This is a genomic window from Pseudarthrobacter equi (genome assembly GCF_900105535.1).
In the GTDB taxonomy this organism is placed as follows: domain Bacteria; phylum Actinomycetota; class Actinomycetes; order Actinomycetales; family Micrococcaceae; genus Arthrobacter; species Arthrobacter equi.
The window spans coordinates 1,494,535-1,507,824 of record NZ_LT629779.1; the positions used below are offsets into that span (position 1 = coordinate 1,494,535).

Below are 13,290 nucleotides of genomic sequence, written 5' to 3' on the forward strand. Positions count from 1 at the left end.
GCTGGCCGGATCAGGAGTCCTGGTCCACCTCGACGATAATTTTGCCGCGGGTGTGGCCCTCCATGTTGGAGCGGAAGGCATCTGCGGCCTTCTCCAGCGGGAAGACCTCGGCAACCTCCACCCGGAACTTCCGGCTGTCCACCAGGTCAGCGAGTTCCTGCAGGTCGGCGCCCACCGGGTTGACCCACATCCAGTCCCCGCCGTGCTGCTCCACGTCGCTGTCCGCGATGGAGGCGTGCCGGCCGCCGTCGGCGAGCACCGCCAGGGTGGCCTCGAGGTTTCCGCCCACGAAGTCGGCTACGACGTCCACGCCGTCGGGCCGCAGCGCGCGCACGCGGTCTGCAAGGCCGTCCCCGTAGGCAACCGGTTCAGCGCCTAGGGAGCGGAGGAAATCGTGGTTCTTTTCAGAGGCGGTGGCGATCACGTTGGCGCCCAGGGCGACGGCGATCTGGATGCCGAGCGAGCCGACGCCGCCGGAGCCGCCGTGGATCAGGACCGTTTCGCCGGCCTTCAGGCCCAGCCGGCGGAGCACCTGGAAGGCGGTGAGGCCAGCCAGCGGCAGGCCGGCCGATTCGTTCCAGCCGAGCGAAGCGGGCTTGCGGGCCAGTAGCCGCTCCGGCAGGGCGATGTACTCGGCGAAGCTGCCGCCGTGGACGTAGTCCTTCCGTCCGTAGGAAATTACTTCGTCGCCTGGCTGGCACTGACGGGAATCGATGCCTACCGACTCCACCACCCCGGCGACGTCCCAGCCGGGGACGGCGGGGAATTGCAGGTCCATGACGGCGTCCAAGCCGCCGGCCATGATCTTCCAGTCCACCGGGTTCACCGCGGCTGCCTTGACTTTGACCAGGACCATGCCGGGCCCCACCTTCGGCATCGGCTGCTCGCCGTATTCGAGGACGTCCGGTTTTCCATATGAGTTGTACGTGATTGCCTTCATGCTTGCGACAACCGCGCGGCCCTGCAGCGGTATTCCTGAGCCGGGCAGAAAGTGGCCCAGACGGTCGATCTGATGCGGTCCGTATACGTCCGGAGGCCTTGTATTTGCACTCCTGCGTAATTAGGCTAGGACTCAAATGGATGACCTGAGTGCGATTTTCCTTGCGCTGGCGGATCCCACCCGTCGTGCCCTGCTGGCGCAACTGCAGCGGGGCGAGGCGACGGTGACCGAACTGGCCGCGCCGCATTCGATCAGCGTGCCCTCCGTGTCCCGCCACCTGAAAGTGCTCGAGGAGGCGGGGCTGATCACGAAGTCCCGGTCGGCGCAATGGAGGAGGTGCCGGCTTCAACCTGCGCCGCTGCAGCAGGTGGAGGAATGGCTGCGCCCTTACCGCGATTTCCTGGGCACGCGGCTGGATCGCCTTGACGCTCAGCTCGCCATGGATCCCGCTCGGCCCAATAAGCTCACTGAACTGGAGGATAGATGATGACCCACTCCCCAACAGATCGAAGCTTCACCCTGACCCGGATTCTGGCTGCATCGCGGCAGGCGGTGTTCACCGCGTGGACCGATCCTGAGCACCTTGGTTGGTTCCATAACCCCGAGATGCCCATGCCGGCCGAGCCCATTGAAGTGGATCTTCGGGTCGGGGGGACGTGGAAGCAGCAGATGATCGTCAACGAGGAACTTAGCTATCCCACCGGTGGAATCTACCTGGAGATCGTTCCTGACGAACGGCTCGTTTTCCGCTGGGGTGCGGTGGGTGGATGGCCCGAACTCGGAGGCGGGAACGACATGACTGCCCCTGTTGTCACGGTGCAGCTGAACGACCTGGGCAGGGATACGGAGCTCGTCCTCACGGTCCGGTTCTCCGAGGATCTGGACATCGAGGAGGTACAAAAGCTCATGCTGGGCGGTGCCCGGGAGGGGTGGGCTGCGACCATCGACCGGGTCAAAGATAGCTCCGCCCAGTGATGCCCTCGCTGCTGGGAATCGCCGAGCCGGCGCTCCTCCATGAGTGGGTCGACAGACTTTCCGTTGACAGGTCGGTGCTCGATCCACTTTCGCCAAAGCCGCGGGCCGGGTCCGATGGCCAGGTGGTTCACCGCAATGGGCTCCACTGGCTTGCCGGAAATGAGCACGCAGCGTGAGCGACGCCCCATTGCTTGCCCAGCTTGCGAGTGCGCGGACGCATGTTCTTCGAACAGTCGAAGGCCTCAACAACGATCAGATGCGACGGGCTTTAGTCCCGTCCGGCTGGACAATGACGCAACTGCTCAACCACCTGGCCTTCGACGACGAGATGTTCTGGATATCGGCGGTACTCGACGGCGATGACAGGGCCATCGCAGCACTCCACAACGGGTGGGCGTCCGAACCGATGACCGGAGCTGAGGCCGTCACCATCTACAAGCGTGAAATCGCGCGAAGCGAAGCGATCCTTGCGGCGGTGGACCTGAACGCCCCGCCCCGCTGGTGGCCTCCGGCCACCGTTTTCGACGCGCCACCCATGTCCACTGGGCGTGAGGTGGTGTTCCGCGTACTCGCTGAGACGTCCGTCCACGCGGGCCACCTGGACATCGTCCGGGAGCTCATCGATGGGCATCAGCATCTCGTCGTGAGTTAGCCGCTTGCCGTCAGCGCCGATGTAACCCGGTCCGGGGGGGCAGAGGGCAGACGTACGACGGCGGGGCCCGGCTACGTGCCGTGTCAGCCGAGGGTGCGCAGGAAGGCGGTGATGTCCTCCGCGACGCGTTCCGGACATTCCCACAACACCAGGTGCGCTGCGTCGGGGTAGGTCCTGAGTACCGAGCCCGGGATCCTGGCGGCCAGTGTCTCTTGGTCCGTGCGCGGCAGCAGGTTGTCCTGGCCGCCCCAGAGGATGAGCGTGGGCGCCTGGATGGTCCCGGATTCTGTGGGAGGGATGGCTCCGCAAAGCCCGTTGAGAATGCTTTTCCACGAGTGCGCGGGCATGCTGAGGCCGTCGCGGACGCGGTCTTCGATGTACCAATCCGGGACGTCGTGGACCAGGGGAAACCAAGTGAGCGAGTCCCGCACCCACCCCTCGTCGAGCGGGTCGGTCAGGGAGTCCACCTCGGCGGCAACGGCGGGCCGTCCCTGCAGGGTCAGGGGAGACCCCACCAGTATCAGGGCGGCTGCCTTTTCGGGGTTGTTGACGGCAAGATGTTGGGCCACGTAGCCGCCGCTGGAGGAGCCAACGACGGCAGCGCGGGGCATGCCGAGTGCGTCCAGGATGGCGGCGGCGTCCTCGGCCTGCTCCGCCAGGGAGTAGCCGTTCAGGGGCTTGTCCGCGTCGCCCTGGCCGCGAAGGTCCGGCGCGACGATCCGGCGGCCGGCCAAGAGCGGGATCAGGCGGTCGAAGCTCCGCCGGGATTCGCCCCAGGCGTGGAGCAGCAGCAGGGGAGTGGCTCCGTCGTCGTCCTTGCCCTGGACGAGGCACGGCACGGTGATGCCGGTGCGGAGCCGGAGGTGCCGGATGTCGGCGTCCATGGGTTCAGGCTACGCCGCAATGCAGGACCCGTGGGACCGGTTGTTTAGCCGGCACCGGGGTCACGCGCGGACCCCGGTGCTCGCCAATTTCGAAGCTGCCGGAAGCGAGGACTACTTGCTGATCTCCACGAAGACGGGGTTCGTGTAGAACCAGAGGTCTTCCCACGGACCGGCGTTTCCGATCTCGTCCGTGGCCGGCCCCGCGGGGTCGATGGCTGCGCCGAGGAAGCCGGGCTGGGACTTCTTTCCGTCTGTTCCGCGGAGGCGGACGTAGAAGTTGTCGAAAGGAGTGTCGATTTCCTGGGTCCAGGTGTACGTGCCATCCCGGAGAGTCAGGTCCTTGACGGGCATTTGGGTGATGACACGGGTATCAGGTGCCGTCATCGGGGTGGTAGTCGATCTCCGTGGCGTCGGACCCATCTGCCAGGGGCTGCCCTCGCTGGCGAACATCAGGATGAGGACACAGCAACCCAAGTAGAGATAGGCTGCAAGGACGCGGTGCTGTTGCATTTGCTTGGGTCGATTGCAGCGGAACCAAGAGCAGTTTCCTGAAAAGCGGAGTTTGCACTGGGCTAAATTTGCCTTTGCCCGGCATCTCGCCTGCGGCACCAATAGTGCAGGATGTGCTCAAGAGCAAGTTACTCTTCTTCTTCTTCTTCCCAAGCTTGTCGCCCTCTTGCCCAGTTTGCTCGGAATGTCGGATTTGCGATGTTCAGGGTGGCGCGGGCAATCCCGACGCCAAAAAATTTCTCCCCCGGTTCTCCCAATGGTGGATGCGCCCGTTCATGCTCCAGCCCTTGAGAATAAAACCTCGTCAGATCTTCCCGGAGCGTCCCTAGGCTTGTGTAGCCAGCGGCAATAGCTTCTTCCACAAAGTCGGAGATTGAAAGAAGGTGCATCTCATCAGATTCTTCGCGTTCCCGGTTGGGGTAAAGCTCCTCAAGAAGCTCTTTTACGCTGTCCCTGTCCAGGTGGCCGCCCTGCTGTGAAGGACGAGTGTCGGTCGTTGTGTGAAGCAATTGCTGAAACTGTTCATCGGCCACATAGAAGAGTCCTGCAAGCGCATGAAATGCACGCTTCTTATTTTCGGGAAGGCTATTTTTGCCCTTGTACGCCAAATGGTGCGATACGTTAGCCCAAGCGTCCATAAGAATAGTCCTGCACTGGACCTCAAACTTCAGGCCCTGAAGCGAATCGTATCTGGGCCCCTTGTTTTCTTCACGAAGCTGGCATATGTAGTGGACCGACATATAGCCAAAGGAATCCTCTGAGGTGTCATTAATCTTGTCTTCGAACGAAACCACGTCGAAGGCATTGCGGATGACACTGTCTGCCTTCTGCAAGTCGGAAGTGTAAAGACAAACCATACGAAGGCCCACAATGTCTTCGAGCTCGTCTTCTGGAGCTCGGTAAGCTTTTCTTAGGATCTTGTCGGAGACACTTTGACGCTCCTTCACCCGGCTTGTGACGCTGTGGACCTTAAACCCTATTCCAGCCTCCAGCGCGAACAGCGCCTCCTCCATTAGACGCTTGTAGCGCCAGAGGTTGTCGTCATAGAAGCTGAGTGCGTTCTGATCGCGGCCATAATCATTAGAAGTCTTTGTCCCCACGCGATAACCCTAAGCGATGTGGTGCCGCAACTAAACAGGAAAACTGCGGGACGGCCCGACCATAGCCTAGGGATGTCACCTGAAACGCTAGGTCATTTGTCTTGGCCGTCCGCTTGGCTGCTGACTCACTGGCCGAGGCTGTCTGAACTTCGTTATATGCAAGTGCTGCTGGTCCTCATGTACTTCGTGGCGCTGTCCGTCGGCAGCCTGGTGCCCGCCAACGGTGCCGGGGGCTGGCCAGCTTGCAAGCCAACCTCGTGGCGATCGACCGGTTCGCCGCCGCGGCAGCGCGCGACGATCCGGTCCGATCGTAGGTAGCAAGAATTTCCATGATTTCGCCGTCAGACTTCGTACGGGGCCTCTTCGTGGGCGAGCTTCGATGCGACTAGACACCGTCATCAAATCCCGGGGAGAGGCCCCCGCCGCTTAAGACGGGCCGGACAAGTAAGGAAGTGGGCAGATCTCATGGCCACGGCTCAGTTCTACTGGCCGTCAGTGGGCACTTTCGTGCCCGCTGACATTCGGGGAGTCCGAGTTCATCAAGCCTGGCGAGTCCCTTGAACCGGTCGTGTTCGAGTGCGGGGGGAGTGCGGTTCGGGTTGATGACCTGCTACGACCTGCGCTTCCCGGCGTTGGCCAGGTCACTGGCCGACGCCGACTCGCAGGTCTTGCTGGTGTGCTCGTCCTGGGTGCCGGGCGAGCACAAGACGGAGCAGTGGCTCGTGCTGAACGCGGCACCGGCGATCGAGAACGGCGTGTACGAGGCGGGCGTGCGCCAGGCGCCGCCGGTCTCCGGCGGGCCGAGCGTGCTGGTGGACCCCTTGAGGTTGTCTAGGCGGACCTTGGGCTGGCTGCGGGTGTTCTGGCGGTGGCGGTTTCGCCGGAGACGGTGGACCGGGTGCGGGAGTCGTTCTCGATGTTCCGGCAACGGCGATTCTAGGCGGTCATCAGCCAGTCCTTTGCTTGGGCGGGCTTCTGGCTCGTCAGGCGGCGCCTGAACCTTCAGGGCCGCTCGTTCACGCAATCAGTCTCCGCGCTAGAGGAAAGAACCGGAAATACAAACTACCTACCTGCCCGCGGTGTAGCGGCATGAGTTGCTTTGATCTGTGCAACCAGCTCTTCATGCGCGTCCCCTTGCGCTCTCTCTGAGCGAGCGCGGGCGCCGCGAAAGGCCCGGGCATGTGATTTCACATGCCCGTGTTCTCTAAGTTTCCCGAACTCAGTTTCGAGTCGCACACGTTCTGCCTTATCGGGGAATAGGTCGCGGAGTGCTTGTTCATTCGCGTCGAGAAGGCGGGCCTCTGCGTATTCCAGAATGTTGGGCTCCTTTCCGTGAACGCGGTCCCAGTCCTTAATGGTTTGAGCCAAGTCCTCTCGGTCATGCCGCTGATCTCTCAGAGCGTTACGGTACTTCACCAGAGCCTTCGTAAGCGATGAAGGACTTGTCTCGTGCCAGTCATCTAGGTCAGGGTCCTCGAGAATCTTCATCGCTTCTCGTTGCTTCTTTTGCAGCTCACCGATCTTGTCAAACCTCGGGAAATACTCAGGCCGTTGGAGCACCAGCAGCAGGGGATGCACAAGTCTCGTACCAAGCTGCTCTAGTTTTCGTTTCTCCGCCTTGATCGCTGACATGCGTTCAGCGATCAAGATCGCTAAGCCTACTGCCACACCAGTAACCAGAGCCACAATGAGGTCCGGAATCATCGTTGACCAGTCTGGCGGGAAAGCCGAGGACGAGGGCTCTAAGTTCACGTTTATGGAAGACTTCACGGGCCCATGTTTGCATCTTTACGTAATGAATGTGTTACACATCCGATTTGAGCTGAGCGGCTTGGCCCCGCAAATTTATCCCGCCGCCACCGCCGCCACCGCCGCCAACACTGCCTTAGCCGCCCGGGTCGCGCTCATCCACTCCGTCAGCCAAGGTGCGCGGACGGTGGACGTGATCCGGCAGTCCGCGACGAAGGTCCCCTTGGCGCCGGCGTCGATCCATTCCTGTAGCGCGGACAGGTCGGCCAGGGAACGGATAACGGCAGACTCGGCACCCAGGGCCCGCGCAACACCGCTGAAGTCCACCTCAGGAATCAGCATCGGCTTCTCGGTCAGGCCCTGGGAGCCATACTGGTGGATCTCGGCCCCGTACGCGGCGTCGTTGTAGATCACCACGATTGCGCTCCGGGCCGCACCGATCAGTGATTCCAGATCGGCCAGGCCCATCAGGAAACCGCCGTCGCCCGAAGCCAGCACCAAAGTCCGGCCGTCCTCCAGAGCACGGGCTGCCCCGACGGCGCTCGCCAGGCCCAGCCCGATCGACTGGAACGCGGTGCCCACCATCACCAGGTCCTGCGGCCGCGGGATGTTCCAGTACATGGGCGCCCAGCCAATAAAGTGCCCACCATCCTGGACCACAGTGCGGCGCTCCGGCAGCACGGCATCCAGTGCGGTGGCGAGTGCACGCGGGTCCAGCCGGCCGTCCGCGGTTTCCGCGGATCCGGGCTCATGCCCCGGGCCTGCGGCCAGACGTTTGGAAGCTTCCGCGCGCCAACCAGCCACGGCAGCCTCGCCGTCGAGCAACGCCAGGAGCCGCGAAGCTGCAGCCTTCACATCCGCCTGAACGAACAGGTCCACCCGCGGATTCGTCGGCTCCACCGCAGTATCGATCTGGACGACCGTGGCATCCGGGCCGATCAGGTGCCCGAACCGCAGTGTGAATGGGCTCAGGCTGGCCCCGGCCACCAGGACCACGTCGGCCTCGCCCATGAGCCCGGCTGCGGTGTCGGTGCCGAAACCGCCGGCCACGCCCAGGTGCCCCTCGCCATTGAGGAGGTTGAGCGCCAGGGCGGTCCCGGCAGTCAGTGCGCCGAGCCGGTCGGCGAGGTCGCGGAGCTCCGGGCCGGCGCCGGCGAGGTGCGCGCCCCGGCCGGCGAGGATCAGCGGTCGCCTGGCCCCGGCGAGCAGGCGGGCCACCTGCCCAAGGTCCGTGCCGCCGTCGTCCTTCACCTTTGGTGCCGTCGGTTCCGGAAGGTCCTCGTCCTCGGCCTCGAGTGCGGCGAGGTCGTAGGGGATGGCAAGCACGACGCCGGTGCGCCGGGTGAGTGCGTACTCCACCGCCTGCCGGGTGACGGCGCCCGCGGCATCGCGGGTGACGGTGAAGGTGGCCGCGCCGAGGCCGGCAGCGATGGCCGCCTGGTCGACGTCCCAGGGCCGGGCGCCGCTGGTGGGCGCGTCGCCGGTGACCAGCACCATCGGGATTTGCGCTTGGACCGCCTCGGCCAGGGCGGTGAGCGCGTTGGTGTAGCCGGGGCCGTAGGTGGTGGTGCCCACGGCGAGCCGTCCGGACGCGCGGTAGTAGGCGTCGGCCGCGGCGACGGCGGCGCCCTCGTGCCGGACGGGAGTGAAGCGGAGGCCCTGCTGCTCCGCGGCGTCCAGGAAGTAGACGTTGCCGTTGCCCATGACGCCGAAGACGTCGCTGACATAGCTGCTGAGAACCTGTGCCACGCGGCCGGAGACGGTAAGAGTAGTCATGCAGGCATGGTGTGTCCTGCGTCTCACGTTTGCAATACCGCTCGATGCAGCTGGGACTTTTGGCAGCAGAAGAAGCGACTAGTGACAATTTGCCCACCCGTGGCATCCGTCCCTTGTGGCTACTCCGATGGGCGCGCTTCCTGCTCTGAGAGCCGGCTGATCAGCCCGTCGTACCGGGGCGGCATGAGTTCCAGGATGGAGATGGCCGTGCTGGTCCGTTGGATCCCGTCGATCTCCAGGATCTCGTTGGTGATGCGGTAGAGGTCGGCGGTGGACCGGGCCACCACCTTGGCCATGAGGTCCGCGTCGCCGGTGGTGGCGTGCACTTCGATCACCTCGGGGATGGCCTCGAGCCCGTGTTCCACTGAGCCGGTGCGGGTCTGGCTGATCGAGAGGGACAGGAAGGCCATGAGTTCGTAGCCCAGGGCGGCGGGGTCGAGCCTGCGGCTGAAGGAGCGGAGCGCGCCGCTGCGTTCCAGCCGTGCCAGCCGGGCGTGGACGGTGTTGCGCGCGACGCCGAGGGTCCGGGAAAGTGCCAGGGCGCTGGCTTCGGGGTCCTTGTCCAGGGCGAGGATGATGCGGCCGTCCAAGGAATCAAGGGTGCGCGAGTTTGCGATGGTCATATTTTCACCAGAGGTACTAGAAGTTGAGCAGAAGTCCCAAGCACCGGAGCCTACCTTGCATTGTGGTCCGGGTCACTTCCATGATCGGACCTCATGACCAGTGATCAGCTTGTGGCCGTACCCGAAACTGCGCTCCCCGCCCTGCGCGGCGCGGTGACCGGCCTTCCGTCCTACGTTCCCGGCCGGCGCAGCCTTGGCGCGGACATCGCCGCCCTCGCCAGCAACGAAAGCCATTACGAGCCCCTTCCCGCGGCCACGGCTGCGGTGGCCGAGGCGGCCGGCCGGATGAACCGCTACCCGGACATGGCCGCCGTCGAACTCCGCGAACGTATTGCCCGGCACCTGGGCGTCACCGCCGCGGAGGTGGCGGTGGGGCCCGGCAGCGTGGGCGTCCTCCAGCAGATCATCACCGGACTGTGCGACGCCGGGGACGAGGTGGTGTTCGCGTGGCGCTCCTTCGAGGCCTACCCCATCCTGGTGGAGCTGGCAGGTGCCCGGCCGGTCCGCGTTCCACTGGACCATGCTGAGGGCCACGACCTCGAGGCCATGGCCGCTGCCGTCACCGACCGCACCAAGGTGGTCCTGCTCTGCACCCCCAACAATCCCACCGGTGTGCCGATCGGCCATGACCGCCTTCAGGCCTTCCTGCAGGCCGTGCCGTCTAGCGTCCTGGTGGTGATCGACGAAGCGTACGTGGAATACGCCGACGCCGGCAGCGGCCCCGATTCCCTGGCGCTCTACCGCCGGTACCCGAACGTCTGCATCCTGCGCACCTTCTCGAAGGCCTACGGGCTCGCCGGGCTGCGCGTCGGGTACGCCATTACGACGGCGGCAATCGCCGAAGGCTTGCGCCGCACAGCCCTGCCGTTCGGTGTGAGCGCGCTGGCGCAGAAGGCGGCCATCGCGTCGCTGGACGCGGGGGAGGAGATGGAATCTCGCGTTTCCGCCGTGAAGCAGGAGCGCGCCCGGATGGCTGCTGAGCTGGAAGCCCAGGGCTGGAAGCTCCAGCCAAGCCAGGGCAACTTTCTGTGGATCCGCGCCCACGAGCAGCTGCTGGCAACGCTGGTGGACGCCTTCAATGCCGCGGGCATCATGGTCCGCGCGTACCAGGGCGACGGCGTGCGGATCACCGTGGCCGACCCCGCCTCCAACAACCGCGTGCTCCGGCTACTCGCAGCCAACGCATCCTGAAGTTTTATCCCCAACAGTTCCACCTACAACCAAGAGGAATCCCCATGGAACAACAGACAAAGACGTCTGCCCGCCCACTCGGCGCGGCCCTCAAACCCCGGCAGCTCACGATGATGGGCTTGGGCAGCGCCATCGGCGCGGGCCTGTTCATCGGCTCGGGCGCGGGCATCCAGGCCGCTGGCCCGGCGGTGCTGATCTCCTACCTCGTGGCCGGCACCCTCATCATCCTGGTGATGTGGGCGCTCGGCGAGATGGCCGCCGCCAACCCGGACAGCGGCGCCTTCTCCGTCTACACCGCCAAGGCCTACGGGCCGGTGGCCGGTGCCACCGTGGGCTGGCTGTGGTGGATCCAGCTCGTGGTGGTCATTGCGGCTGAGGCCCTCGGCGCGGCGGGCCTGCTGGCCACGATCTTCCCGGCGCTGCCGGTGTGGCTGATGGCCTTGGTGTTCATCGTGGTGCTGACTGCGGTGAACCTGACCAGCGTGAAGAACTTCGGCGAGTTCGAGTTCTGGTTCGCCCTCCTCAAGGTCGCGGCGATCGTCGGGTTCCTGCTGGTGGGCTTTGCGCTGCTGTTTGGCTTGATTCCGGGCGTGCAGTCGCCAGGCCTGTCCAACTTCATGGGGGAGGGCTTCGCGGTCAACGGGTTCAGCGGGATTGCGACGGCGCTGTTTGTGGTGGCGTTCGCTTTCGGCGGCACCGAGATCGTGTCCGTGGCCGCAGCCGAGACCTCGGAGCCGGCCCGCAGTGTGAAGAAGGCAGTGCGCACGGTGCTGTGGCGCATCCTGGTGTTCTACATCGGTGCCATCTTCGTGATCGCTGCCGTTGTTCCCGTGGGGTCTGAGGGGCTGAAGAGCCCGTTCGCCGCCGTGCTGGATGCCGCCGGCATGCCCGGCGCGGCAACTGCCATCACCTTGGTTGCGGTCGCGGCACTGCTCTCTGCCCTCAATGCCAACCTCTACGGCGCTTCCCGGATGGCGTTCTCGCTGGCTGAGCGGGGCGAAGCGCCGCGGTGGCTTGCTTCGGTGTCCAAGGCTCGGGTTCCGGTGGTCGCGGTCCTGGCCAGCGTCGCTTTCGGCGTTGTCACGGTGGTGCTGGAGCTGGCCTTCCCCGAGATGGTGCTTCCAGTCCTGCTCAACATCGTGGGCTCGACCTGCCTGCTGGTGTGGACCTCCGCGCTCCTGGCCCAGCTCGCACTGCGTCTCCGTGCCGACCGGGAGGGAACGGACCTTCCCCTGCGTATGCCCGGTTTCCCGTGGCTCACTTCGCTTGGGCTGGTCATCCTTGCCGCTATCTTCACGGTGGGCTTCATCGGCGAGGATTCCCGTCCCCAACTCCTAAGCACCTTCGGGCTTGTGGCGGTTATCGCAGTGGCGTGCTGGATGAACGACAAGAAGCGCGATACAGTGCCGAGCATCGGATCTTCCGACGCTGACAAGCAGCCGTTGCTCGTCGATGAATCAGCCGCTTCATCCCGACGTTAGGTGCACAAGGAGGGCGCGTCTGGCTTGGCCGGCGCGCCTTTCGCTTGCGAACCGGGCTTCACCACGTAACAGCTAATTGTGGCCGTATCGGCCCTCCGAGCCTAGAAAGCTGCAGGCATTCAGGTCACATGTCGCCATGTCTTGTTGTCGCGCAGCTGGCTGATAGCCGAGGGGTGCACGCCGTACTCCTTCGCTAAGGCCCTTATGGTGTTTCCTCCTACGGCCAGTCGGCGTCGGATTTCCCGGACGCTTGCATCCGTCAGCTTAGCTGCGGGGTTGCGGCTGCCGACCATAGTTGTTCCGTGGCGGACACGGTCGTTTCCGTTTTCTAGTGGCGTAGCCCAGCGCAGATTGCTGGGCCGGTTGTCGAAAGCATCGCCGTTGATGTGGGCAGCATGCTTTCCGGCAGGGCGGGTGCCGTGCCACGCCTCGCAGACCAGTACGTGTACGCCCTTACGGTTCCTCGTCTTGGTACCCTCCTTCATTCCGCAGTCCACGACGTAGTAATCTCCCATGAGGATGGGGGTAAGTATGGCCTTGCTCCTGCCCCGCACTCTTCCTAAGGAGCTGGCCCAGTAGCCCGGGTATGGCGTTTCCCTCCACTCCTCACCCTCGATCTGGTCATCGGGATGAACTACAGAGGTAATCTCCAGGAGTCTGGTCCGCCGAGCCTTGGCCTTTGCGTCCTGCCCCTCCTTATCGTGATAGAGGGACGGCCTGGCTGTGGGCTTGGTCCGAACCTTGCCATTGGCCACAAGGCCGACGTAGCTGCGACTGCAGTTCATGATTGCCGCAATATCCCGCTGCAACAGGCCGTCCTTGGCCATTGACCGGATACGCTCCACCTCTGCATCAGTGAATCGGGCCAGGTAGTGGTTTTCCCCCAGTGCCATATTGTGGCGCCCGTGGGCACGGACGTCCGCCATGTTCTCTTCGTGCGTGCCCACCCGCAGGTGTGCGACTTCCACGCAGGACGGGGTATCGCAGGAGTGCAGCAGAATCTGGCCCGCTGTCAGGAGCTCCCCATGCTCCAGGATCCAGGCGGCCCGGTGCGCGCCCATGTTCTTCCCATAGAGGGAGAACTGCCCGTACCCGCGCTCCGTCTTATATCCTGTCCAAATTAGGCATCCGCTGCCTACGCGAACGGTTTTAGCGTAGAACCGTTCCCGGTCCGTGGGTTTCGTTCTGTTTGCCACAGATGCAGCGAAACACAGGGCTACGACAATTCTGGGTGTGCCCGACACGGCTCGGCCTATCGAAACAGATTTTCCTGGCAGTCGCCAACTATAAGCGCCGAACCAATCCTCTCTAAGACTGGCCTTTTGGCAGCATCTACTCTCGGTGACCTGCCGGGGTGGCGTTGCGGTTACCAGTCCGTTGGCGACTGTGGGCTTCCAACCTGGAGCGCA

At 64.1% G+C, this 13,290-nt stretch carries 14 protein-coding genes; 6 read left to right on the forward strand and 8 right to left on the reverse strand.

The window, feature by feature from the left end:
- Positions 1-10 precede the first annotated feature (10 nt).
- Positions 11-940: an NADP-dependent oxidoreductase gene (locus BLT71_RS06825; protein ID WP_091718706.1), complete on the reverse strand. Its 930-nt coding sequence runs from the start codon at positions 938-940 to the stop codon at positions 11-13.
- Positions 941-1,076: 136 nt separating this feature from the next.
- Between BLT71_RS06825 and BLT71_RS06830 the strand changes: the two genes are divergently transcribed.
- The 3 genes from BLT71_RS06830 to BLT71_RS06840 all read left to right on the forward strand — a co-directional run bounded on the left by BLT71_RS06830 (position 1,077) and on the right by BLT71_RS06840 (position 2,567).
- Positions 1,077-1,427: an ArsR/SmtB family transcription factor gene (locus BLT71_RS06830; RefSeq protein ID WP_091718708.1), complete on the forward strand. Its 351-nt coding sequence runs from the start codon at positions 1,077-1,079 to the stop codon at positions 1,425-1,427.
- Positions 1,427-1,915 carry an SRPBCC family protein gene (locus BLT71_RS06835; protein ID WP_157693434.1) on the forward strand — a complete coding sequence of 163 codons (489 nt, stop codon included), beginning with the start codon at positions 1,427-1,429 and terminating at the stop codon, positions 1,913-1,915. Before BLT71_RS06830 ends, BLT71_RS06835 begins: the two co-directional genes overlap by 1 nt.
- A 172-nt stretch (positions 1,916-2,087) precedes the next feature.
- Entirely contained in the window at positions 2,088-2,567 is a 480-nt protein-coding gene (locus tag BLT71_RS06840) for a mycothiol transferase (RefSeq protein WP_091718712.1), read from the forward strand.
- Between the two features lie 83 nt (positions 2,568-2,650).
- Here BLT71_RS06840 and BLT71_RS06845 read toward each other — a convergent pair whose 3' ends face one another.
- From BLT71_RS06845 to BLT71_RS06855, 3 genes are all read right to left on the reverse strand, one after another.
- Positions 2,651-3,451 (reverse strand): alpha/beta fold hydrolase, encoded by an 801-nt coding sequence (locus BLT71_RS06845; RefSeq protein WP_091718714.1) that lies wholly within the window; start codon positions 3,449-3,451, stop codon positions 2,651-2,653.
- Positions 3,452-3,562: 111 nt separating this feature from the next.
- Positions 3,563-3,835 (reverse strand): hypothetical protein, encoded by a 273-nt coding sequence (locus tag BLT71_RS06850; RefSeq protein WP_197676733.1) that lies wholly within the window; start codon positions 3,833-3,835, stop codon positions 3,563-3,565.
- A gap of 254 nt (positions 3,836-4,089) precedes the next feature.
- Positions 4,090-5,061, reverse strand: coding sequence for a GTP pyrophosphokinase (locus BLT71_RS06855; RefSeq protein WP_091718716.1), 972 nt, complete (start codon positions 5,059-5,061; stop codon positions 4,090-4,092).
- A gap of 602 nt (positions 5,062-5,663) precedes the next feature.
- Between BLT71_RS06855 and BLT71_RS06860 the strand changes: the two genes are divergently transcribed.
- Complete coding sequence (locus tag BLT71_RS06860) at positions 5,664-6,059, forward strand: nitrilase-related carbon-nitrogen hydrolase (RefSeq protein WP_231994467.1); 396 nt, start codon at positions 5,664-5,666, stop codon at positions 6,057-6,059.
- Between the two features lie 64 nt (positions 6,060-6,123).
- Here the strand turns inward: BLT71_RS06860 and BLT71_RS06865 are convergent, their stop codons facing one another.
- The 3 genes from BLT71_RS06865 to BLT71_RS06875 all read right to left on the reverse strand — a co-directional run bounded on the left by BLT71_RS06865 (position 6,124) and on the right by BLT71_RS06875 (position 9,209).
- On the reverse strand, positions 6,124-6,831 hold the full coding sequence (locus BLT71_RS06865; protein ID WP_172829924.1) for a hypothetical protein: 708 nt from the start codon (positions 6,829-6,831) through the stop codon (positions 6,124-6,126).
- A 75-nt stretch (positions 6,832-6,906) separates the two neighbouring features.
- Positions 6,907-8,586, reverse strand: a complete 1,680-nt coding sequence (locus BLT71_RS06870) for a thiamine pyrophosphate-binding protein (RefSeq protein ID WP_091718720.1) — start codon at positions 8,584-8,586, stop codon at positions 6,907-6,909.
- Between the two features lie 119 nt (positions 8,587-8,705).
- Positions 8,706-9,209 (reverse strand): Lrp/AsnC family transcriptional regulator, encoded by a 504-nt coding sequence (locus BLT71_RS06875; RefSeq protein ID WP_091718722.1) that lies wholly within the window; start codon positions 9,207-9,209, stop codon positions 8,706-8,708.
- 93 nt (positions 9,210-9,302) lie between these two features.
- Between BLT71_RS06875 and hisC the strand changes: the two genes are divergently transcribed.
- Both hisC and BLT71_RS06885 read left to right on the forward strand, forming a co-directional pair.
- Positions 9,303-10,400, forward strand: coding sequence for a histidinol-phosphate transaminase (gene hisC / locus BLT71_RS06880; protein WP_091718724.1), 1,098 nt, complete (start codon positions 9,303-9,305; stop codon positions 10,398-10,400).
- Positions 10,401-10,444: 44 nt separating this feature from the next.
- Entirely contained in the window at positions 10,445-11,881 is a 1,437-nt protein-coding gene (locus BLT71_RS06885; protein ID WP_091718726.1) for an amino acid permease, read from the forward strand.
- Between the two features lie 119 nt (positions 11,882-12,000).
- Here BLT71_RS06885 and BLT71_RS06890 read toward each other — a convergent pair whose 3' ends face one another.
- The gene (locus BLT71_RS06890; RefSeq protein ID WP_157693435.1) at positions 12,001-13,077 is read right to left on the reverse strand and encodes an HNH endonuclease; all 1,077 of its coding nucleotides are present in this window, start codon (positions 13,075-13,077) and stop codon (positions 12,001-12,003) included.
- Between the last annotated feature and the right edge of the window lie 213 nt (positions 13,078-13,290).